Annotated in this window: 22 protein-coding genes and 3 tRNA genes; 17 read left to right on the plus strand and 8 right to left on the minus strand. The window is 68.0% G+C overall.

Annotated features, from left to right (window positions below; genetic code table 11):
* The 3 genes from ACKOQ4_RS02020 to ACKOQ4_RS02030 all read right to left on the minus strand — a co-directional run.
* The coding region (locus ACKOQ4_RS02020; protein WP_526288319.1) for a class I SAM-dependent methyltransferase at positions 1 to 614 on the minus strand (614 nt) is incomplete at its 3' end.
* Between the two features lie 491 nt (positions 615 to 1105).
* Positions 1106 to 1178: transfer RNA gene (locus tag ACKOQ4_RS02025), tRNA-Arg, on the minus strand.
* A 39-nt stretch (positions 1179 to 1217) separates the two neighbouring features.
* Positions 1218 to 1306 (minus strand) — tRNA-Ser (locus ACKOQ4_RS02030).
* Positions 1307 to 1381: 75 nt separating this feature from the next.
* Between ACKOQ4_RS02030 and hisC the strand changes: the two genes are divergently transcribed.
* Genes hisC through ACKOQ4_RS02050 form a run of 4 tightly spaced genes read left to right on the plus strand, consistent with a single transcriptional unit; the run spans position 1382 to position 4871 of the window.
* Positions 1382 to 2446, plus strand: a complete 1065-nt coding sequence (gene hisC / locus ACKOQ4_RS02035) for a histidinol-phosphate transaminase (RefSeq protein WP_526288321.1) — start codon at positions 1382 to 1384, stop codon at positions 2444 to 2446.
* Positions 2447 to 2505: 59 nt separating this feature from the next.
* The gene (gene cysK / locus ACKOQ4_RS02040; protein ID WP_526288323.1) at positions 2506 to 3441 is read left to right on the plus strand and encodes a cysteine synthase A; all 936 of its coding nucleotides are present in this window, start codon (positions 2506 to 2508) and stop codon (positions 3439 to 3441) included.
* 5 nt (positions 3442 to 3446) lie between these two features.
* Entirely contained in the window at positions 3447 to 4031 is a 585-nt protein-coding gene (gene epsC / locus ACKOQ4_RS02045) for a serine O-acetyltransferase EpsC (RefSeq protein WP_526288325.1), read from the plus strand.
* Between the two features lie 15 nt (positions 4032 to 4046).
* Positions 4047 to 4871 carry a crotonase/enoyl-CoA hydratase family protein gene (locus tag ACKOQ4_RS02050; protein WP_526288327.1) on the plus strand — a complete coding sequence of 275 codons (825 nt, stop codon included), beginning with the start codon at positions 4047 to 4049 and terminating at the stop codon, positions 4869 to 4871.
* A gap of 98 nt (positions 4872 to 4969) precedes the next feature.
* Here the strand turns inward: ACKOQ4_RS02050 and ACKOQ4_RS02055 are convergent.
* Positions 4970 to 5056: transfer RNA gene (locus tag ACKOQ4_RS02055), tRNA-Ser, on the minus strand.
* Positions 5057 to 5073: 17 nt separating this feature from the next.
* Positions 5074 to 5577, minus strand: coding sequence for a MarR family winged helix-turn-helix transcriptional regulator (locus tag ACKOQ4_RS02060; RefSeq protein ID WP_526288329.1), 504 nt, complete (start codon positions 5575 to 5577; stop codon positions 5074 to 5076).
* Positions 5578 to 5660: 83 nt separating this feature from the next.
* Here ACKOQ4_RS02060 and ACKOQ4_RS02065 point away from each other — a divergent pair, with 83 nt between their 5' ends.
* On the plus strand, positions 5661 to 6641 hold the full coding sequence (locus ACKOQ4_RS02065) for an NAD(P)H-quinone oxidoreductase (RefSeq protein ID WP_526288331.1): 981 nt from the start codon (positions 5661 to 5663) through the stop codon (positions 6639 to 6641).
* A gap of 1 nt (position 6642) precedes the next feature.
* On the opposite strand, the gene ACKOQ4_RS02070 is transcribed toward ACKOQ4_RS02065, so the two are convergent.
* Positions 6643 to 7839 (minus strand): cysteine desulfurase-like protein, encoded by a 1197-nt coding sequence (locus ACKOQ4_RS02070; protein ID WP_526288333.1) that lies wholly within the window; start codon positions 7837 to 7839, stop codon positions 6643 to 6645.
* Between the two features lie 87 nt (positions 7840 to 7926).
* On the opposite strand from ACKOQ4_RS02070, the gene ACKOQ4_RS02075 reads away from it, so the two are divergent.
* From ACKOQ4_RS02075 to wzm, 5 genes are read left to right on the plus strand one after another with little or no spacing between them, the layout of a single operon-like run.
* Positions 7927 to 9882 carry a DUF6541 family protein gene (locus ACKOQ4_RS02075; protein WP_526288335.1) on the plus strand — a complete coding sequence of 652 codons (1956 nt, stop codon included), beginning with the start codon at positions 7927 to 7929 and terminating at the stop codon, positions 9880 to 9882.
* A 21-nt stretch (positions 9883 to 9903) separates the two neighbouring features.
* Entirely contained in the window at positions 9904 to 10407 is a 504-nt protein-coding gene (locus ACKOQ4_RS02080; RefSeq protein ID WP_526288338.1) for a proteasome activator, read from the plus strand.
* A gap of 13 nt (positions 10408 to 10420) precedes the next feature.
* The gene (gene wzt / locus ACKOQ4_RS02085) at positions 10421 to 11230 is read left to right on the plus strand and encodes a galactan export ABC transporter ATP-binding subunit Wzt/RfbE (RefSeq protein ID WP_526288340.1); all 810 of its coding nucleotides are present in this window, start codon (positions 10421 to 10423) and stop codon (positions 11228 to 11230) included.
* Positions 11227 to 12126 (plus strand): galactofuranosyltransferase GlfT1, encoded by a 900-nt coding sequence (gene glfT1, locus ACKOQ4_RS02090; RefSeq protein ID WP_526288342.1) that lies wholly within the window; start codon positions 11227 to 11229, stop codon positions 12124 to 12126. Before wzt ends, glfT1 begins: the two co-directional genes overlap by 4 nt.
* The gene (wzm, locus tag ACKOQ4_RS02095) at positions 12123 to 12953 is read left to right on the plus strand and encodes a galactan export ABC transporter permease subunit Wzm/RfbD (RefSeq protein ID WP_526288344.1); all 831 of its coding nucleotides are present in this window, start codon (positions 12123 to 12125) and stop codon (positions 12951 to 12953) included. Before glfT1 ends, wzm begins: the two co-directional genes overlap by 4 nt.
* Before the next feature lie 24 nt (positions 12954 to 12977).
* On the opposite strand, the gene ACKOQ4_RS02100 is transcribed toward wzm, so the two are convergent.
* Entirely contained in the window at positions 12978 to 13406 is a 429-nt protein-coding gene (locus ACKOQ4_RS02100) for a pyridoxamine 5'-phosphate oxidase family protein (RefSeq protein WP_526288346.1), read from the minus strand.
* 50 nt (positions 13407 to 13456) lie between these two features.
* Positions 13457 to 13666 carry a hypothetical protein gene (locus tag ACKOQ4_RS02105; protein WP_526288348.1) on the minus strand — a complete coding sequence of 70 codons (210 nt, stop codon included), beginning with the start codon at positions 13664 to 13666 and terminating at the stop codon, positions 13457 to 13459.
* A gap of 46 nt (positions 13667 to 13712) precedes the next feature.
* Here ACKOQ4_RS02105 and ACKOQ4_RS02110 point away from each other — a divergent pair, with 46 nt between their 5' ends.
* From ACKOQ4_RS02110 to ACKOQ4_RS02140, 7 genes are all read left to right on the plus strand, one after another.
* Positions 13713 to 14051 (plus strand): DUF6941 family protein, encoded by a 339-nt coding sequence (locus ACKOQ4_RS02110; protein WP_526288350.1) that lies wholly within the window; start codon positions 13713 to 13715, stop codon positions 14049 to 14051.
* A 45-nt stretch (positions 14052 to 14096) separates the two neighbouring features.
* Complete coding sequence (locus tag ACKOQ4_RS02115) at positions 14097 to 14516, plus strand: GtrA family protein (RefSeq protein WP_526288352.1); 420 nt, start codon at positions 14097 to 14099, stop codon at positions 14514 to 14516.
* A gap of 16 nt (positions 14517 to 14532) precedes the next feature.
* Positions 14533 to 15918 carry a decaprenylphosphoryl-beta-D-ribose oxidase gene (gene dprE1, locus ACKOQ4_RS02120; RefSeq protein WP_526288354.1) on the plus strand — a complete coding sequence of 462 codons (1386 nt, stop codon included), beginning with the start codon at positions 14533 to 14535 and terminating at the stop codon, positions 15916 to 15918.
* The gene (gene dprE2 / locus ACKOQ4_RS02125) at positions 15919 to 16683 is read left to right on the plus strand and encodes a decaprenylphospho-beta-D-erythro-pentofuranosid-2-ulose 2-reductase (RefSeq protein WP_526288356.1); all 765 of its coding nucleotides are present in this window, start codon (positions 15919 to 15921) and stop codon (positions 16681 to 16683) included.
* 41 nt (positions 16684 to 16724) lie between these two features.
* Entirely contained in the window at positions 16725 to 18551 is a 1827-nt protein-coding gene (locus tag ACKOQ4_RS02130; protein WP_526288368.1) for an arabinofuranosyltransferase, read from the plus strand.
* Between the two features lie 81 nt (positions 18552 to 18632).
* Positions 18633 to 21872: an arabinosyltransferase domain-containing protein gene (locus tag ACKOQ4_RS02135; RefSeq protein WP_526288370.1), complete on the plus strand. Its 3240-nt coding sequence runs from the start codon at positions 18633 to 18635 to the stop codon at positions 21870 to 21872.
* Positions 21842 to 21946 (plus strand): pentapeptide repeat-containing protein, encoded by a 105-nt coding sequence (locus tag ACKOQ4_RS02140; RefSeq protein WP_526288358.1) that lies wholly within the window; start codon positions 21842 to 21844, stop codon positions 21944 to 21946. The genes ACKOQ4_RS02135 and ACKOQ4_RS02140 overlap by 31 nt, the downstream gene beginning before the upstream one ends.
* The last annotated feature ends 24 nt before the right edge of the window (positions 21947 to 21970 follow it).

Below are 21970 nucleotides of genomic sequence, written 5' to 3' on the forward strand. Positions count from 1 at the left end.
TGCTGCGACCCGGCGGACGTTTCCTTCTCGATCTCCCCGACAAGTGCTCGGTGGTCGAAGGACTCGTGGCGCACGGTCACGTCCTTCTCGACGCGTGTGCCCGTCCACCTTCGCCAAGACTCGATCACGACGCCATCGCGACGTTCGACCCCGTGCGCCACGAGTCCTTCGACCACCGAGCACTTGTCGGGGAGATCGAGAAGGAAGCGTCCGCCGGGTCGCAGCACGCGCGCCGTCTCCCGCAGAATGCGGACGTCGTGCTCGGGGCCGTCGCCGTAGCCGAACGAGGTGAAGAAACAGGTGACGGCCTCGAAGGCCGCCGGCAAAAACGGAAGCGACCGTTGATCCGCGACGACGAACGTCGGACCTCCGCCGCGTCGTAGCGCCTCGCGAATGAGCGTCAGCGATTGATCGCAGCCGACGACGTCGAAGCCCTTCGCATAAAGGGCGCGCGCGTGCCGGCCTCCCCCGCATGCGAGATCGAGAACGCGGGATCCGGAACGTAGTTCGAGAGCATCGATCGCCCAGGCGACTTCGAGCGCCGCGGAGGCGTCGTCACGCTTGGCGTAGACGACCGGGTACCACGTCTCGAATGCCCGCTTCCACCATTCCATGCAGAACTCAGGATCGGGCGTCGCGAGCTCGGCGAAGGTTGTCGCGCAGCCGAACGCCGGCTTCGCGGGTCAAGTGTCCTCCAATCGCTGCGTGCCGGTTTATAGAAGGGAATGTTAGCGCCAGCCGTGGGCGCTGAGGCAATCGCGCACTGTTCACTCAGGGTGTATCGGAGGGTCGCTGATTCCTCGACTCCGCCGCCCAAATCGACAGCCCATCACTAACGACCGCCAAAACGGCCTGATACATCTGCTTAGTCACGCTGATCTCCCTCATAAACGGGAGTGTGTAGGCCAGAGCCAACGGATCCTTGCCCGGATCGTGGTCGGAACTCGGACACCGGCCGGGGCGATGGGAACGATCCTTGAGCCCCCTCATACCGGGGAGTGTCAAGGATCAGCCGAAGTAGCTGTCAAGCATCAGCCGAAACACCGTCAAGCATCAACCGAAGACGAAATGGCAGGTATCAACCGAAGTAATACAGAGTGTCAAGCGCGCCCGAAGGGATTCGAACCCCTAACCTTCTGATCCGTAGTCAGATGCTCTATCCGTTGAGCTACGGGCGCCGGTTTTCAGTTGTTCGTGACTGATGCGATCAGCCGCGGCGGAGGCGAGAGGATTTGAACCTCCGGTCCCCTTGAAGGGGGACAACTCATTAGCAGTGAGTCCCATTCGGCCACTCTGGCACGCCTCCTGGACCGTGCAAGAGCGTACACATGCCCGTTGAGGGATGGCAAAGCCAGTTCAGCGTCCCACCTAGACTTATCCGGTGACCGCGCGCCTGCGCCCCGAACTGGCCGATCTGCCCGCCTACAAACCCGGCAAGACCGTGCCGGGCGCCATCAAGCTGGCCAGCAACGAGACTGTGCACGGCCCGCTGCCCAGCGTTCGCGAGGCCATCGCGGCGGCCACCGAGACCATCAACCGCTACCCCGACAACGGCCACGTCGAACTCAGGGAACACCTGGCCCGGCACCTGTCCGCCGAAGCCGGTGTCACCCCCGAGGGGATCGCCGTGGGCTGCGGGTCGGTAAGCCTGTGCCAGCAGCTGATCCAGATCACCTGTTCGGTGGGCGACGAGGTGGTGTTCGGCTGGCGCAGCTTCGAGGTGTACCCGCTTCAGGTCCGGGTGGCCGGGGCCACCCCGGTCCAGGTCCCGCTGCGCGATCACACTTTCGACCTGGACGCGATGCTGGCCGCCATCACCGAGCGCACCCGTCTGGTCTTCGTCTGCAACCCGAACAACCCGACCTCAACGGTGGTCGATCCCGATGAGCTGGCCCGGTTCGTGGCAGCGGTACCGCCGGAGACCCTGGTCGTGATCGACGAGGCCTACGTCGAGTACATCCGTGACGGCCTGCTGCCCGACAGCCTCGGCCTGGCGCGGGACTATCCGAATGTCGTTGTGCTGCGGACATTCTCAAAGGCCTACGGGCTGGCCGGACTGCGGTTGGGCTATGCAGTGGCAGACCCGGAGGTCATCACCGCGTTGGGCAAGGTGTACGTGCCGTTCACCGCCAGCAGCATCTCCCAGGCCGCGGCGATCGCCTCGCTGCAGGCAGCCGAGGAACTGCTGGCGCGCACCGACGCGGTGGTCGACGAAAGACGCCGGGTCAGTGCCGAACTGGCCGATCTGGGCTACACCGTCCCGGCGTCGCAGGCCAACTTCGTCTGGCTGCCACTGATGGAGCGCACAGCGCAGTTCGCCGCCGCGGCCGCCGAGGCCGGGGTGCTGGTCCGGCCGTACGCGGGCGAGGGGGCGCGGGTGAGCATCGGGGCACCCGCCGAAAATGACGCCTTCCTCGACTTCGCCCGCCGGTTCATACACCGCTGACCGGCCAGGACGCGGCTGCGACTAGCGTGGAGCCCAGGATCGACAGGAGGGATTCAGCCTTGGGCAGGATCTACGGCAACGTCAGCGAGCTGGTCGGCCGCACTCCGCTGGTCCGGCTCAACCGGCTGACCGAGGGTCTCGGCGCCCAGGTGGTGGCCAAACTCGAGTTCTACAACCCGGCCAACAGCGTCAAGGACCGGATCGGTGTGGCGATCATCGACGCCGCAGAGCGTTCCGGCGAACTGCGGCCCGGCGGGACCATCGTCGAAGCCACCAGCGGCAACACCGGCATCGCCCTGGCGATGGTCGGCGCCGCCCGCGGTTATCGGGTGATCCTGACCATGCCGGAGACCATGTCCACCGAACGGCGGGTCATGCTGCGCGCGTACGGCGCCGACATCGTGCTGACCCCGGGGTCGGAGGGCATGGCCGGTGCGGTTGCGCGGGCGAAGCAGATCATCGCCGAGACCCCCAACGCGATCGCGGCCAACCAGTTCGGCAACCCGGCAAATCCGGCTATCCACGAGCAGACCACCGCCGAAGAGGTCTGGGCGGACACCGACGGCGCGGTCGACATCTTCGTCGCGGGCATCGGCACCGGCGGCACGGTCACCGGCGTCAGCCGGGTCCTGAAGTCCCGCAAGCCCTCGGTGCAGATCGTCGGGGTGGAGCCCAAGGACTCCCCGCTGCTGACCGAGGGCAGTGCCGGCCCGCACAAGATCCAGGGCATCGGCGCGAATTTCGTTCCCGAGATTCTCGACCGCGACGGCTATGACGAGATCATCGACGTCGAGCTCGACGACGCCGTGCGGGTGGCCCGCGAACTGGGCACCGAGGAGGGCATTCTGGGCGGCATCTCTTCCGGCGCGATCGTCTGGGCCGCTCTGGAACTGGCCAGGCGCCCGGAGAACGCCGGCAAACTGATCGTCGCGGTCGTGTGCGACTACGGCGAGCGCTACATCTCCACCGTCATGTTCGACGACATCCGGGACTGACCGCCGTGGCCCTGCTGGCGACCCTGCGCGAGGACCTCGACAACGCCCGCCTGCACGACCCCGCCGCCCGCGGCGACGTGGAGAACGCGCTTGTCTACTCCGGCCTGCACGCGATCTGGTCGCACCGGCTTGCGCACCGGATGTGGGCGGTGCCGGCCCTGCGCGGCGCGGCCAGGATGCTGAGCCAGCTGACCCGGCTGCTCACCGGCATCGAGATCCATCCCGGGGCGGCCATCGGCCGCCGGTTCTTCATCGACCACGGCATGGGCGTGGTGATCGGAGAGACCGCCGAGATCGGCGACGACGTCATGCTCTACCACGGGGTCACCCTCGGCGGGCGGTCACTGGAGCACGGCAAGCGGCATCCCACCCTCGGCAACCGGGTCACCGTGGGCGCCGGCGCCAAGGTGCTGGGCCCGGTCCATATCGGCGATGACAGTGCAATCGGCGCCAATGCCGTTGTCACCCACGATATTCCGGCCGAGTCGATCGCGACCGGGATACCCGCGGTGGTACGGCCGCGTTCGGACAGACAGCGTGAGCCGCTTGTCGACCCGACCACCTACATCGACCCCGCGATGTACATCTGAGTAGCCTCTGATGCCATGAGCAGCTACGAGGCCCTCGCCGTCGAAGTGAAGGACAACATCGCCCAGGTGACCCTGCTGGGACCCGGCAAGGGCAACGCGATGGGACCGGCCTTCTGGGCGGAGATGCCGGAGGTGTTCGCCGACCTCGACGCCGACCCGGAAGTGCGGGCCATCGTGCTGGCCGGTTCGGGGCGGAATTTCTGCTACGGGCTGGACCTGCTCGCGATGGGCGGCACCCTGCCCTCGGTCGACGGTGATTCCGAGTCCTCGGCGCGTCCGCGGGCGAAGTTCCACACCGAACTCAAGCGCCTGCAGGCCTCGATCAGCGCGGTGGCGGACTGCCGGACCCCGACCATCGCCGCGATTCAGGGCTGGTGCATCGGCGGCGGCGTTGACCTGATCAGCGCGGTGGATATTCGCTACGCCAGCGCCGACGCGAAGTTCTCGGTGCGTGAGGTGAAACTGGCGATCGTGGCCGACGTGGGCAGCCTGGCCCGGCTGCCGTACATCATCTCCGATGGGCATCTGCGCGAGCTGGCGTTGACCGGCAAGGACATCGACGCCGCGCGGGCGGAGAGGATCGGTCTGGTCAACGAAGTGCTGCCCGACGCCGATGCGGCGCTGGCCGCCGCGCACGCCACCGCCGCCGAGATCGCCGCGAACTCGCCCCTGACGGTGCGCGGTATCAAGTACGTGCTCGACGAGCAGCGCATCGACGAAGTCGCGGCCAGCCTGCGCTACGTGGCGGCGTGGAATGCGGCCTTCCTTCCCTCGAAGGATCTCAAGGAGGCCGTCACGGCAATGTTCGAGAAGCGTCCGCCGAACTTCACCGGGGAGTAGGAGTCGCATCGAAAGTGCGCGCAGATCGACAGTTCCACCTGATTCCCGCCCGAATGTCGATCTGAGCGCACTCTCGGCGTAGGACCAACGCGGGTCGGCGGTGGCGGAGGGATTTGAACCCCCGGACGGGTTTAGCCGTCTCTCGCTTTCAAGGCGAGTGCATTAGGCCGCTCTGCCACGCCACCGCCGCTCAGCGTAGCCGTCAGGAGCGGGTGGACCTGCCGTTGTTCTTCAGTCCGGTGCTGATCCGGCGGCAGTTTTCTCCCATCGCCGACATCTGCGGCCGGGTCAATGGTTGGACGAACTGCCGCCGCACCTCGTCGGAGTACGTCACGATCGCCGCGGCGACAACTTGCCTGCCCTGCTCGGTGATGCTGGCGAGCACCCCCCGGCCGTCCTCGGGGCTGGCCTCGCGCAGCACCAGGCCGGCATCTTCCAGGCGCCGGATCTGCCGTGTCACGCGACTGGGCAGCGACAGCAGCCGCTCGGCGAGGTCGCCCATCCGGGCCGCCCCGGTTTCGGAGTTGCGCAGGATATCCAGCAGGCGCACGTCGAGCAGGCTCAGTTGGTGCTCGACGGACAGCGTCCGGTTCAGGGTGCCGTACATCCTCAGCGTCGCATCGAGGAAGTGTTCCCAGGCCCGCTGCTCGGCGGCGTCAAGCCCCGGCAAGGCACTGGCAGACCGCCCCGTAATGGTCCCACCCATGGCGCCATATTAGGCGATCCGGAAGTGGAGAATGCCGAATCGGGTCAGCTGATTCCGTGCCGGCGGGAGTAGCGTCGAGGCCCGTGCGTGCCATCGTCACCGAATCCGGACAACTGGTGTGGCGGGAGGTGCCGGACGTGACGGCCGGGAGTGACGAGGTGGTCATCCGGGTCGACACGGCCGGGGTCAACCGCGCCGACCTGCTCCAGGCCGCCGGAAAGTATCCGCCCCCGCCCGGAGCCAGCGGAATTCTGGGCCTGGAGGTCTCCGGAACGATCGCGGAGATCGGCGATGGTGTCGCCAATCATGCTGTCGGCCAGACGGTTTGCGCCTTGCTGGCAGGCGGCGGCTACGCCGAGTACGTCGCGGTGCCGGCCACACAGGTGATGCCGCTTCCGGACAGTGTCACCCTGGAGGATGCCGCCGGACTGCCCGAGGCGGCGTGCACGGTCTGGTCGAACCTGGTGCTGACCGCACACCTGCGCCCCGGAGAGTTCGTCCTGGTGCACGGTGGCGCCAGTGGGATCGGCACCCACGCCATCCAGGTCGCCAAGGCACTGGGCGCCGAGGTCGCGGTGACGGCTGGTTCCGCCGCCAAACTGCGGGTGTGCGCCGACCTGGGTGCCGATGTGCTGATCCGCTACCGCGACGAGGACTTCGTCGATCGGGTGCGGGAGGCGACCGACGGCCGCGGTGCCGACGTGGTCCTCGATCTGATGGGGGCCGCCTACCTGGACCGCAATCTGGGGGCACTGGGGTTCGACGGCAGGCTGGTGATCATCGGCATGCAGGGCGGGATCAAGGCCGAACTGAACATCGCGACGCTGATCGGAAAAAGGCTGTCGGTGATGGGCACAGCTCTGCGCGGACGGCCGACCGCCGGGCCGCGGGGCAAGGCGGCGATCGTCGCGGCGGTGGTCGCGTCGGTGTGGCCGATGCTCGCGGACGGGACGGTACGGCCGGTCGTGGGCGCCCGGTTCCCGATCGAGCAGGCCGCCGAGGCGCACCGCGTGCTGGCGGCCGGCGAGACGTCCGGCAAGATCCTGCTGACGATCGGCCGGTAGGTCAGCCCAGCGACGCCAGCGTCCGCACCAGATGGTCGACCTCACCCATCGTCGAGTAGTGCGCCAGCCCGATGGTGACGGCACCGCCGATCTCGTCGACGCCGAGAGCCTCGAGCGCCCGCGCCCTGGCGTGACCGACGGCCAGGACACCGTTGTCGGCGAGCCGTCGCACCACCCGGTCGGCCGGAACGCCGGCCACGACGATGCTGGCAACCGGGATTCGATCCGACGGGTCACCGAGCACCGTCACCAGCGGCAGCGAGCCCAGGGCGGAGACCAGATAATCGAACAACCCGTCGAGGTAGGTCCGGGCGGAACGCATTGACTGCGCCAGCCTTTCGGGTCTGGTTCCCTGCGCGTCCTCGTCCAGCCCGGCCAGGTACTCCACGCTGGACACGACCCCGGCCAGCAGGCCGTACTGGTGCAGCCCGAGTTCCAGACGGGCCGCTCCCCGGGCGACCGGGTCGGTCGACACCGAGCCGAGCGTGTCGACCAGGCCCGGGTTGGCGAATACCAGTGCGCCAATCGGAGGACCGCCCCAGGCGGCCGCGTTGAGGGCGACCACATCGGCTTCGACGTCGGCGACGTCGAGCAGACGGTACGGAGCGGCAGCGGAATGGTCGACGACCACCAGACCGCCGTTGTCGTGCACCCGCTTGGTGACGGCCGCGACGTCGACGACGGTGCCCAGCGTCGATGACGCCGACGGGATCGCGACCAATCGCGTGTCGGCGGAGAGCAGGTCGTCCCATTGCCACACCGGCAACTCACCGGTCTCTATGTCGACCTCGGCCCAGTTCACGATCGCGCCGTGCCGTTCGGCGATCCGCAGCCAGGGGACGATGTTGGCTTCGTCGTCGAGCCGGCTGACCACCAGTGCGCCGTCCCGGCCGGCGCGGGATGCCGAGGCCTCGGCCAGGGAGGCCAGCAGCACGGCTCGGTCGGCGCCGAGGACCACTCCGGCCGGATCCGCGTTGAGCAGGTCGGCCAACGCGCGGCGGGCCGCGTCGATCAGAGCCAGGCTGCGCTGCGCCGCCGGGTGCGGACTGGCGGTGTTGGCCGAGGCGTTGCGGAAGGCGGTCGACACGGTGGTGGCCACCGTCTCCGGGACTGCCATGCCCACGGGGGCGTCGAAGCGCATCCAGCCGTCGCCCAGGGCCGGGTGCAGACCGCGCACGCGCGCGACGTCGTACGCCATCGCACCCACCTTAGAACCGCGATCAGCCATGGAATATCCCCACAACCCGCCCGGCGGCGACGCTGACCGCGTCCCCATACTAGGGCAGTGAACTTCGGCGTCGGCGTGCTGTTCGCCGTCCTGCTGCTGGTTGCTCCCGGCGCCGCGGTCGGTCGGTCGGGCGGGCTGCGCTGGCCACTCGCCGCGGCCCTCGGCCCGGCTTTGACCTACGGCGTGGTGGGACTTGCCATCGTGCCGATGGGAGCGCTGGGCATTCGGTGGAACGCCCTCAGCGCCGCCGCAGTTCTGGGCGTGACGGTTCTGTTCTTCCTGGGCTACCGCATTTCGCTGCGCGGGACGGCCCGTTCCGTAAGGCCCCGCCGGCCGGACTGGCCCGCGGTGGCCGCGGGCGCAGGGGTGGTGCTCGGTGCGGTGCTGATCGGCTGCGCGGCCTGGCGCGGGATGCCGCAATGGCAGTCGATACCGAGCAACTGGGACTCGGTCTGGCACGCCAACACCATCCGGTGGATCCTCGACACCGGGCAGGCATCCCCGACGCACATGGGTGAGCTGCGCAATGTCGAGACGCAGGCGAGGCTCTACTACCCCACGACGTTCCATGCGCTGGCCGCGGTGCTGGCCCAGCTGACCGGCGTCGCGCCGACCACCGCCTACACCCTCAGCGCGCTGGCCGCGGCGGCGTGGCTGTTCCCGCTCAGCGCGGCGCTGCTGACCTGGCAGCTGCTGGCCGGCCGCACCACCCGCTGGCGCATGGCCGGCGCCTCGGCGAGCGCCGCCGGGCTCGCGGCGTCGTTCACCGCGGTGCCCTACGTGGAATTCGAGACGGCGTCGATCCCCAACATGGCCGGGTTCGGCATCGCGGTACCGGCCTTTGTGATCATCACTTCCTGCCTGGCCCATCGCGAGCGCATCCCGCTCGCGGTACTGGCGACGGTCGCGGTGTTCTCCGTGCACCTCACCGCCGGTGTGGTGCTGGTGACCTTCCTGGCGGCCTGGTGGGCGCTGGACGCGTTGCGACACCCGGTGCGGGGCCGGATGGCTGACTTCGCGACACTGGCCGGTGTCGCGGTGCCGACGCTGCTGGCCCTGCTGCCCCAGTTCCTCGGTGTGTTCCAGCAGGCCGAGATCATCGCCGGCCACTCCTTCCTCACGTACGAAGGACGCCGGAAGGCGTTGCTGGACGCGGTTTTCCAGCACACCCGCCACCTCAACGATTTCCCGGTGCAGTACATCCTCATCGCGCTGGCCGCCGTGGGCTTCGTGCTTCTGCTCCGCCGGCGGATCTGGTGGCCGGCGGCGGTGTGGTTGCTTCTCGTGGTGTCCATCGTGTACTCGTCGGCCCCGTTCCACGGACCGCTTGGCGCGGTGGTGCGCGGCTACAGCGACCTGTTCTACAGCGATCCGCGGCGATTGTCCGGTGTGGTCACCCTGCTGTTGACGCCGATGGCGGGCCTGGCGCTGTTCTGGGCCGCTCTGCTGGCGACGAAGTGGGCGAAGCGACTGACCCGCGGGAGGCTCGCACCGGACCGGGGGCTGTGGACTGTCGCGGCAGCGGTGCTGCTCGCCGGCGCCTGCGCCGGACTTGCCTGGCACTACCTGCCACGCCACCGGTTCCTGATGGGCGACAAGTACGACCGCGTGATCGTCGACCAGCAGGATCTAGACGCCTTCGCCCACCTGGCCGCGCTGCCAGGTGCGCGCGACACCCTGATCGGCAACGCAAACGTCGACGGCACCGCCTGGATGTACGCGGTGGCCGACCTGCACCCGCTGTGGACGCATTACGACTACCCGGTTCAGCAGGGGCCCGGACCGAACCGCTTCCTGTTATGGGCCTACGCCGACGACGCCGACCACGATCCGCGGGTCGCCGAGGCCGTGCGGGCCCTCAATATCAGGTACCTGATCGTCAGCACCCCCATCGTCCGGGGATTCGTGATGCCCGACGGGCTAGTGTCACTGGACAAGTCCAAGTCATGGGCCAAGATCTACGACAACGGCGGCGCCCGCATCTACCAGTGGCGCGGCACGCCGCCTGGTTAGAGGGATGGGAACGCGCAGCGCATGACAGCCAACAGCGATGACGACGGCATCGAGGTCATCACCGGTCAGCGGGCCGACGGCGACGGCGGCGACGAGCAGCGGTCGATCACCGACCTGGTCGAGCAACCCGCCAAGGTGATGCGCATCGGAACGATGATCAAGCAGCTCCTCGAAGAGGTGAAGGCGGCGCCGCTGGACGAGGCCAGCCGCAACCGGCTGCGGGAGATCCACGCCACCAGCATCCGCGAACTCGAGGACGGCCTGGCCCCGGAGCTGCGCGAGGAGCTGCAGCGGCTGGCACTGCCGTTCTCGGAGGATTCGGTGCCCTCCGATGCCGAACTGCGGATCGCCCAGGCCCAACTGGTCGGCTGGCTGGAGGGCCTGTTCCACGGCATCCAGACCGCGTTGTTCGCACAGCAGATGGCTGCACGGGCACAGTTGGAGCAGATGCGTCAGGGTGCGCTGCCGCCCGGGATGCCCCAGCCCGGGGGGAACACCGGACACGGAACCGGCCAGTACCTCTAGATAGACGGTGACGGTGACACCAGAGCCCTTTATCCAGACCCGCGACGCCTGGGTCGAGTTCCCCATCTTCGACGCCAAGACCCGGTCGCTGAAGAAGACCCTCCTGGGCAGTGCCGGCGGCGCGATCGGGCGAACGGGCGACAACGTCGTGGTCATCGAAGCGCTGCGGGACATCACGCTGACCTTGAAGATGGGCGACCGGGTTGGTCTGGTCGGGCACAACGGCGCGGGCAAGTCGACGCTGCTGCGACTGCTGTCGGGCATCTACGAGCCGACCCGCGGCCGAACCGTCGTGCGAGGCCGTGTCGCACCGGTTTTCGATCTCGGCGTGGGCATGGACCCGGAGATCACCGGATACGAGAACATCATCATCCGCGGACTGTTCCTCGGCCAGACCCGCAAGCAGATGACCGCGAAGGTGGACGAGATCGCCGAGTTCACCGAACTCGGCGACTATCTCTCGATGCCGCTGCGCACATACTCGACCGGGATGCGGGTCCGGTTGGCGATGGGCGTCGTCACCAGCATCGACCCCGAGATCCTGTTGCTGGACGAAGGTATCGGCGCGGTGGACGCGGAGTTCCTGAAGAAGGCGCAGACCAGGCTTCAGGCATTGGTCGAGCGTTCCGGGATCCTGGTATTCGCCAGCCACTCAAACGAATTCCTGGCCAGACTGTGCAAGACCGCGATGTGGATCGACCATGGCGCGATCCGGCTGACCGGCGGTATCGAGGAAGTGGTACGAGCCTACGAGGGCGAGGACGCCGCACGCCACGTGCGCGACGTGATCGCCGAACACGCCGGAGAGTGGACGGACTCGTGACCGAGACGGTGTGCGCGGTCGTCGTCACCCACCGACGGCCTGATGAACTGGAGAAGTCACTGTCCGTGGTGACCAGTCAAAGCCGGACGATTGATCACCTGATCGTCGTCGACAACGACGACAGCGATCGGGTCCGTCAGATCGTCGCCGATCAGCCGGTGACTGCCACCTACCTCGGCTCGCGCCGGAATCTCGGCGGCGCAGGGGGATTCGCGCTGGGGATGCTGCATGCGCTGGCACTCGGCGCGGACTGGGTGTGGCTTGCCGACGACGACGGCAGGCCTCGGGACGGCGAGGTGTTGGCAACTCTGCTGGCCTGTGCGCACAAGTACGGCTTGGCCGAGGTCTCGCCGATGGTGTGCGCGCTGGACCAGCCGGACCGGCTGGCCTTCCCGCTGCGCCGCGGCCTGGTCTGGCGGCGGCGGGTCGATGAACTCCGCACCGAGGGGCCGGGTCAGGATCTGCTGCCCGGTATCGCATCGCTGTTCAATGGCGCGCTGTTTCGGGCTGAAGCCATCGAGACCGTCGGCATTCCCGATATCCGGCTGTTCGTACGCGGGGACGAGGTGGACGTGCACCGGCGGCTGGTGCGGAGCGGCCTGCCCTTCGGAACCTGCCTCGACACCGTTTACCTGCACCCCTACGGCAGCGACGAATTCAAGCCCATCCTGGGCGGGCGGATGCACACCCAGTACCCCGACGACCCCGTCAAGAGATTCTTCACCTACCGCAACCGCGGATACGTGCTGGCCCAGCCCGGTATGCGCAGACTGCTGCCCCAGGAGTGGCTGCGGTTCGGGTGGTATTTCCTGGTGACCCGTCGTGACCCGGCCGGCCTGGGCGAGTGGATCCGGTTGCGCCGCATGGGCCGACGAGAGAGATTCAAGCGACCGTGACCATCATCGAGGCGGCGAGCCAGTCCAAGACCTTCACCCGCGCCTGGGGCGACCTGATCGACGGGTTCGGCAAGCGTGAGCTGTGGCTGCACCTCGGCTGGCAGGACATCAAGCAGAAGTACCGCCGCAGCGTCCTGGGTCCGTTCTGGATCACCATCGCCACCGGAACCACCGCCGTGGCGATGGGCCTGCTCTACGCAAAGCTGTTCAAGCTTCCGCTTTCCGAGCACCTGCCCTATGTGACGCTGGGGCTGATCATCTGGAACATGATCAATGCCGCCATCCTGGAGGGCGCTGAGGTCTTCATTGCCAATGAGGGTCTGATCAAACAACTTCCGACGCCGTTGAGCGTGCATGTCTATCGGCTGGTGTGGCGGCAGATGATCCTGTTCGCCCACAACATCGTGATCTTCGTGATCATCGCGATCATCTACCCCAAGCCGTGGTCGTGGGCGGACCTGTCGGTGTTCCCGGCTCTGGTGCTGATCATGCTCAACTGTGTGTGGGTGTCGTTCTGCTTCGGCATCCTGGCGACCCGCTACCGCGACATCGGCCCGTTGCTGTCCTCGCTGGTGCAGTTGCTGTTCTTCATGACCCCGATCATCTGGAACGCCGAGACGCTCGCCCAGCAGGGGGCCGGGAAGTACTGGCGGATCATCGAACTCAATCCGCTGCTGCACTACCTCGACATCGTGCGGGCGCCACTGCTCGGCGCCCACCAGGAGCCGAGGCACTGGATCGTGGTGGTGGTCCTGACGATAGTGGGCTGGTGCGCCGCCGCTCTGGCGCTGCGGCAGTTCCGGGCCAGAGTGCCCTACTGGGTCTAGCCGGGCGCGCAGCGCAGCGAGCCGCTAGCCCGGCACACCGCCGTGGTCCGGAGCGGAGCCGAACCGAAACCGGCGAGCGCTGATCTCGGTCGGCGTGACCCGTACGTAGCGGAGCTTCTCGGTGGCCACCCACGGTATGAGTCCGGCCCCGTCCGCCTCGAGGATGTCCTCGCCGCTGCTGAGCACGCGGGCGGTCCCGCGCACGATCACGCTCCAGCCCTCCTCGGCGGTGTGGTCGTCGGCCTCGAAGACGACCCTGTCGTTCATCACCGTGGTGAAGAGCTTGGTGCCCTCGGCGGTGCGGAACAGCACAGTGCCCCGCTGTACGGCGAAGTTCACCGGGAAGATCTCCAGTTGACCGCCGAACGAGGTGACCAGCCGGCCCAGAGCGACACCGGACAGCAAAACCCATGCTTCGCGGTCGTCGAGGACGGTTACCGGATGATTTGCCATGAGGCACATCGTGTCCGCGCAGCCGTGGCGATACAAGTGCCGAATGGCCCTTAGCCCGCGTCCTCGCGGCCGATCAGCCGGACGACTTGGCCGAAAGCCGCCGGCCGGACCGCTCGGCCCAGGGCATCGTCGGAGCCGGGGTGGGTGGTGCGACGGGCGATAAGCGCCTGCCATTCCAGCCATAGGTCGTCGTCGGCCGTCGGCTGTTGTCTATATTCGCTCATTGTGTACCCCGCCGGAATCCAGCCATCCTTCACCATGCTTTGTGACGATATTCGTCTCGAGGTCGGCAACAGACTCTCGTTCATGGGAGTTTTCGAGAACCTCTTCGCCGAACGCCTTCCCATTGCGCTGATCAAGCTCGTGGTGGTCACCCGCTGGGAGGGGACCGGCGTGGGGACGACGGAAGTCCGGATCCTGACGCCGGACCGCACCGAGATTGTCGTCTCCACCGCTGCGCCCGCGACGATCGACCTTTCCGACGGCGGATCGAACTACAACCTCTCCATGTTCGGCAACGTGGTTCTGCCCGAGGCGGGCACGTACTGGGTGCAGACACTCCTGGACTCAGAGGTGGTGCGGGAGTCGCCGTTCACCGTCGTCGACGCCTCCGGAGGCGCTTCCGACCAGACTTCGTACGCCTGACCGGGCTGCACCGTCAGGCGCCGGCGTCGCCGTAAGCTTCCGGCGATGGCCGAAATCATCCACCCCGCACCGCTGAGCCTGCGGACCCAGCTGCTGCGATTCGCACTCACCGGCGGCTTCTCGGCGATCGTCGATTTCGGACTCTACTTCTTGCTCTACAAGGTCGCGGGCCTTCAGGTGGACCTGGCCAAGGCGATCGGCTTCGTGGCCGGGACCCTGACCGCGTATCTGATCAACCGGCGCTGGACCTTCGGGGCGGCGCCCAGCCGGTCGCGGTTCGCCAAGGTGATGGCGCTCTACGCGTTGACCTTCGCGGTGCAGGTCGGGCTGAACCATCTGTGCCTGCGGGTGCTCGACTACAGGGACTGGGCGGTGCCGGCCGCGTTCGTCGTGGCCCAGGGCACGGCGACGGTGATCAACTTCGTCGTCCAGCGCGTGTGGATTTTCCCGGCACCGAAAGCCTGACGGTACCCTCGTCACGATGTCCTCGACGACGACCCGACAGCGGCTGACCGGCTGGGGGCGCACCGCACCCAGCGTCGCCGAGGTTCTGGCGACCCCGGACGTCGAGGAGATCGTCAAGGCCGTCGTGCGTGCCGCCGACCGGACCGCGGACGGGCGCCACCGGGGCGTCATCGCCCGCGGCCTGGGTCGCTCGTACGGGGACAACGCCCAGAACGGCGGCGGCCTGGTCATCGACATGACCGCCCTGAACCGCATCCACTCCGTCGACGCGGCCACCCGGATGGTCGACGTCGATGCGGGGGTCAGCCTGGACCAGCTCATGAAGGCCGCGCTGCCGTGCGGGCTGTGGGTTCCGGTGCTGCCGGGAACCCGTCAGGTCACCATCGGCGGAGCGATCGGCTGCGACATCCACGGCAAGAACCACCACAGCGCCGGCAGCTTCGGCAACCACGTTCGATCGTTGGACCTGCTGACCGCCGACGGGCAGGTGCGCACGGTCACCCCCGATGGCCCGGACGCCGAACTGTTCTGGGCCACCGTCGGGGGCAACGGCCTGACCGGGATCATCCTGCGCGCCACCATCGAGATGACGCCGACCGAGACGGCGTACTTCATCGCCGACGGCGACGTCACCCGCAGTCTGGACGAGACCATCGCCTTCCCCCGCGACGGCAGCGAGGCCGACTACACCTACTCCAGTGCGTGGTTCGACGCCATCAGCGCGCCGCCGAAACTGGGTCGCGCCGCGATCTCCCGGGGATCACTGGCCAGACTGGACCAGTTACCCGAGAAACTGCAACGCAACCCGTTGAAATTCGATGCGCCGCAACTGCTCACCTTCCCGGACGTCTTCCCCAACGGGCTGGCCAACAAATACACCTTCGGCCCCATCGGGGAGTTGTGGTACCGCAAGTCCGGCACCTACCGGAACAAGGTCCAGAATCTGACGCAGTTCTACCACCCGCTGGACATGTTCGGTGAGTGGAACCGGGCCTACGGACCGGCGGGCTTCCTGCAGTACCAATTCGTCGTGCCGACCGAAGCGGTCGAGGAGTTCAAGGCGATCATCGTCGACATCCAGGCCTCCGGCCACTACACGTTCCTCAACGTGTTCAAACTTTTCGGCCCGGGAAACCAAGCACCGCTGAGCTTTCCGATTCCGGGGTGGAACGTGTGCGTGGACTTCCCCATCAAAGCCGGTCTGAGCGAGTTCGTCACCGGACTGGACCACCGGGTGCTGCGGTTCGGCGGCCGGCTGTACACCGCCAAGGATTCGCGCACCAGCGCGGAGACCTTCCACGCCATGTACCCCCGTATCGACGAGTGGATCGCGTTGCGCCGCAGGGTTGATCCGCACGGAGTCTTCGCCTCGGACATGGCCCGACGTTTGGAGTTGCTCTAGATGGTGCTCGACGCGGTGGGTAACCCCCAGACGATCCTGCTGCTCGGCGGCACCTCGGAGATCGGACTGGCGATCTGTGAGCGATATCTGCGCGACTCCCCGGCGCGCATCATCCTGGCCGCCCTGCCCGACGATCCGGGACGCGAGGACGCCGTAGCGCAGATGACCAGAGCGGGTGCCAGATCGGTGACCCTCGTCGACTTCGACGCTGTTGACACCGGTAGCCATCCGGCGGTGATCGACGAGTGCTTCGCTGACGGCGACGTCGACGTGGCTATCGTCGCCTTCGGTCTGCTCGGTGACGCCGAGGAGCTCTGGCAGAACCAGCGCAAGGCCGTCCAGATCGCCGAGATCAACTACACCGCAGCGGTTTCCGTCGGTGTTCTGCTGGGGGAGAAGATGCGCGAACAGGGCTTCGGCCGGATCATCGCGATGAGCTCAGCGGCCGGTGAACGGGTGCGCCGGTCGAATTTCGTCTACGGCTCGACCAAGGCCGGACTGGACGGCTTCTACCTCGGACTCGGCGAGGCGCTACGACCGCTCGGGGTCAACGTGCTGGTGATCCGGCCGGGACAGGTCCGCACCCGGATGAGTGCCCACGTCAAAGAGGCTCCGCTGACCGTTGACAAGGAGTACGTCGCCGACCTGGCGGTCACCGCATCCGCCAAGGGCAAGGAACTGGTCTGGGCGCCTGGGACCTTCCGCTACGTCATGATGGTGCTGCGGCACATTCCGCGCCCCATCTTCCGCAAGCTGCCGATCTAGGACCGCCTGCGTTGCGCACCGCCTCGGCCACACTGGGCCAGATGATCGCGGCCACGCTGATCGCACTGGCCGTCGCGGTGGTGACACTGTTCGCGATCGCACGGGTGGAGTGGCCGGCGTTCCCGTCGTCCAATCAGTTGCATGCGCTGACGACGGTCGGTCAGGTGGGCTGCCTGCTGGGAATGGTCGCTGTCGGGGCACTGCGGGGCCGTGGGTCCGGCTGGTTTCCAAAAGGTTTCGCGGTGGCTCTGCTGTCCCTGTTCGTGGTGGTGACGCTGGGCATGCCGCTGGGGGCGACCAAGCTCTACCTGTTCGGGGTCTCGGTGGACCAGCAGTTCCGCACCGAATACCTGACCCGGCTCGCCGACAGTCCGGTTCTGCGCGACATGACATATGCGGGCATGCCGCCGTTCTACCCGCCGGGCTGGTTCTGGGTCGGGGGGCGGGCGGCCGCGCTCACCGCAACCCCGGCCTGGGAGATGTACAAGCCGTGGGCGATCACCTCGATCGCCGTGGCCGTCGCGGTCGCTTTCGTGTTGTGGTCGGCGATGATCCGGTTCGGGTACGCGCTGGCGGTCACCGCCGCCACAGCCGCGGTCACGCTGGCCCTCGCCTCGCCTGAGCCGTACAGCGCGATCATCACGGTCCTGATACCGCCGGTGCTGGTGCTGGCGTGGTCGGCGCTCAACGCCGGCAGCCGGCAAGGCGGCCGCGCGGCGGTCGTCGGGGTGGGGCTGTTCCTCGGGTTCACCGCCACCTTCTACACGCTGCTGCTGGCCTACACGGCGTTCACCGTCACGGTGATGGCGGCGGTGGCCGCGGTGCGGGCCCGAAGTGCCGGGCCACTGCTGCGACTGGCGGTGATGGCGGTGATCGCCGCGGCCATCGCGGCGATCACCTGGCTGCCCTTCCTGCTGCGCGCCGCCCGGGATCCACTGAGCAACACCGGCGCGGCCCAGCATTACCTGCCCGACGACGGGGCGGTGCTGAACTTTCCGATGCTGCAGTTCTCTCTGCTGGGGGCGCTGTGCCTGCTCGGCACCGGATGGCTGGCCTGGCGGGGGCGCGGTTCGGTTCGCGCGGCGGCACTGGGGATCGGCGTGCTCTCGCTGTACGCGTGGTCGCTGCTGTCGATGGTCGCGACGCTGGCCCGCACCACGTTGCTGTCCTTCCGGCTGCAGCCCACGCTGACCGTGCTGCTGTCGGCCGCCGGGGTGTTCGCCTTCATCGAAGTGGCGCGGGCCGTCGCGCGGCGTTGGAGTCCAAAGGGGGTCATCCCCGCGGCGCTGGCCGTCGGGTTGATCGGCGCCGTCGGGTTCAGCCAGGACATCCCGAACGTGCTCCGCCCCGACATCACCGTGGCGTACACCGACACCGACGGCGACGGCCAGCGCGGTGACCGCCGCCCGCCCGGCGCAGAGAAGTACTACTCCAAGATCGACGCGGCGATCCGCACGGCCACCGGGAAGCCGCGCGACGAGACCGTGGTGATGACCGCCGACTACAGCTTCCTGTCCTACTACCCCTACTTCGGTTTCCAGGGACTGACGTCGCACTACGCCAATCCGCTGGCCGAGTTCGACAAGCGCGCCGCGGCGATCGAGTCCTGGGGCAGGATCTCCGATCCTGACGAGTTCGCGCGCGCCCTCGACGCACTGCCCTGGCCGGCGCCGACGGTGTTCCTGATGCGCCGCGGCGGCGCGGCCGGCTCGGCCGACACCTACACCCTGCGGCTGGCCGAGGACGTCTACCCAAACCAGCCCAACGTGCGGCGCTACACCGTCGACCTGGATGCCCGGCTCTTCGCCGAACCGCACTTCGATGTGAAGACCATCGGTCCGTTCGTGCTGGCGGTACGCACCGAGTAGCGGCTCGAGACTGCGTCAGGATCACCGATCGGCGCGGATTCGCGATCTGGTCGCAGAGTCGATGAGGCTGTCAATGGAGATCTGGCGCCCCAACTAGCATTTAGCCCCGTGACGCAGACCCGGGCAAACCACCGAACCGCCCGACTGGTCGCCGCCGTCGCCGGCCTGCTGGGAACCCTGCTGGCGGTCCTGACACCCTTCCTTCCCGTCAAACAGACCACCGCGGAACTGACCTGGCCTCAGAACGGCACCCTGTCTTCGGTCACCGCCCCGCTGATCGGCTACGTGCCGACCGAACTGAGCATCACGGTTCCGTGCACCGCGGCGGCCGGTCTCGATGACGTGAAAACCGTGTTGCTCTCCACCGTTCCCAGGCAGGCCCCCAAGGCGGTCGACCGAGGGCTGCTCATCCAGCGCGCCAACGACGATCTGGTCGTCGTGGTCCGCAACACCCCGGTGGTGGTGGCCCCGATGGCGCAGGTGCTCAGCCCGGCCTGCCAGAGGCTGACCTTCACCGCCCACGCCGACTCGGTGACCGGGGAGTTCGTCGGCCTGAAGAAGGGTGCGGACAGCGACGATCCAGGCACCGCTCTGAAGGGCGAACGCGGCGGGTACGACTTCCGGCCGCAGGTCGTCGGCGTCTTCACCGACCTGTCCGGACCGGCTCCACCGGGCCTGAGCCTCTCGGCGACCGTCGACACCCGCTACAGCACCGGCCCCACCCCGCTCAAGTTGGCCGCGATGCTGCTCGGCCTGCTCATGACCGTCGTCGCGCTGATCGCCCTGCACATCCTCGACACCTCCGACGGCATCCGGCACCGGCGCCTGCTGCCGGCCCGGTGGTGGTCACTGAGCGGCCTCGACGCCCTGGTGGCCGCCGTGCTGGTCTGGTGGCATTTCGTCGGTGCCAACACCTCCGACGACGGCTACATCCTCACCATGGCCCGGGTCTCGGAGAACGCCGGCTACATGGCCAACTACTACCGCTGGTTCGGCACCCCGGAGGCGCCGTTCGGCTGGTACTACGACCTGCTGGCGCTGTGGGCGCACGTCTCGACGGCCAGCATCTGGATGCGCCTGCCCACCCTGCTGATGGCGCTCGCCTGCTGGTGGTTGATCAGCCGTGAGGTGATCCCCCGGCTGGGCGTGGCCGTCAAGCACAGCCGCGCGGCCGCCTGGACGGCCGCCGGAATGTTCCTGGCGTTCTGGCTGCCGCTCAACAACGGTCTACGACCCGAACCCATCATCGCGCTGGGCATCCTGGCCACCTGGTGTTCGGTCGAGCGGGGGGTGGCCACCAGCCGGCTGCTGCCGGTCGCGATCGCCTGCGTCATCGGCGCGCTGACGCTGTTCTCCGGGCCGACGGGTATCGCCTCGATCGGCGCGCTGCTGGTCGCCATCGGGCCGTTGCGCACCATCCTGCACCGCCGGTCGAGCCAGTTCGGCCTGCTGTCCCTGCTCGCCCCGATCACGGCTGCGGCCACGGTGACGATCATCCTGATGTTCCGTGACCAGACCTTCGCCTCGGTGGCCCAGGCCAACGCGCTCAAGCGGGCGGTCGGGCCGAGCCTGAGCTGGTTCGACGAACACGTCCGCTACGAGCGGCTGTTCCTGGCCACCCCGGACGGCTCGATCGCCCGCCGCTTCGCCGTACTGGCTCTGCTTGTCGCCCTTGCGGTTTCGGTGGCGATGATGCTGCGGCGCGGTCACATCCCGGGTACCGCCGCGGGTCCCAGCCGACGCATCGTCGGTATCACGATCATCTCGTTCCTGGCGATGATGTTCACCCCCACCAAGTGGACCCACCACTTCGGCGTCTTCGCCGGGCTGGCCGGCTCGCTGGGTGCGCTGGCCGCCATCGCCGTGACCCCGCACGTGCTGGGGTCGCGACGCAACCGGGCGGTTTTCGCCGCTGCGACGCTATTCGTCACCGCGCTGTCGTTCGCCAGCGTCAACGGCTGGTGGTACGTCTCGAACTTCGGTGTGCCGTGGTCGAATCAGATGCCGGAATGGCGGCTGGGCTTCACCACCATTCTTCTGGGGATGACAGTGGCCGCCCTGTTGACGGCCGCCTGGTTCCACTTCTCCGGCAGGGACGACGGGCGCCCGGCGGCGCGGCGGTGGACCCGGTTCACCGGCTCGCCGCTGGCGGTGTTCTCCTGGCTGCTGGTGGTGTTCGAAGTCGGCTCACTGACGCTGGGGATGATCGCCCAGTACCCCGCCTGGTCGGTCGGCCGGTCCAACCTGCAGGCACTCACCGGCCGGAACTGCGGGCTCGCCGACGACGTGCTGGTCGAGCCCGACCCCAACGTCGGGATGCTGCAGCCGGCGGGGCTTCCTGTCGGCGGCGCTTTGGGGGCGGGGGTCGCAGAAGGCTTCTCCCCCAACGGGATTCCCGACAAGATTGCGGCCGAGCCGGTCAAGGAACCGCCGCCGAGCGGCAACTTCGTCGACGACGACGGTACTGAGAGCGCCGAAAGCGGGACGGACGGCTACTCGACCGCCCTGCCGGGCACCGCCGGGGTCAACGGGTCACGGGCGAAGCTCCCCTATGGAATCGACCCGGCGACCACCCCGGTGCTCGGCAGCTGGCGCTCCGGAGTCCAGCGGCCCGCCCGGCTGCGCTCGGCGTGGTACCGGCTGCCCGCGCGGGACAGTGTCGGCGGCGATGCCGCGCCGCTGGTGGTGGTCTCGGCGGCGGGCCGATTCGACCAGGACGAGGTCACCGTCGAATGGGCCACCGACGAGCAGGCCCGACAGGGGAAGACCGGCGGATCGATGGGCTTCGCCGACATCGGGCCCGTCCCGGGCTGGCGCAACCTGCGGGCGCCACTGGCCGCCATCCCGTCCGAGGCAACCCTGGTCCGCGTCGTCGCCGTCGACGAGGACCTCGCCCCCGCGCACTGGATCGCGGTCACCCCGCCCCGCATCCCCCGGCTCCGAACCCTGCAGCAGGAAGTGGGCTCGACCGATCCGGTGTTGCTGGACTGGCTGGTGGGTCTGGCCTTCCCCTGCCAGCGGCCGTTCGGGCATTCCCACGGCGTGACCGAGGTGCCGAAGTGGCGCATCCTGCCGGACCGGTTCGGCGCGGACTCCAACTCCCCGGTGATGGACAACATCGGCGGGGGCCCGCTGGGTATCAGCGAACTGCTGTTCCGCGCCGCGACCGTGCCGACGTATCTCAAGGGCGACTGGTTCCGCGACTGGGGCGCCCTGCAGCGGCTGACGCCGTTCGACCCGAGGGCCACACCGGCGCGACTGGAACTCGGCACCGCCACCCGCAGCGGGTTGTGGAGCCCGGCCCCGCTCAGGCCTACTTGATCGGGGCCCACTTGATCGGGGCCCACTTGATCGGGGCCCACTTGATCGGGGCCCACTTGATCGGGGCCGCCTAATCCGCGGTCGGCACGATGCCGTCG

This window comes from Mycobacterium sp., assembly GCF_046095365.1.
Taxonomy (GTDB): Bacteria; Actinomycetota; Actinomycetes; order Mycobacteriales; family Mycobacteriaceae; genus Mycobacterium.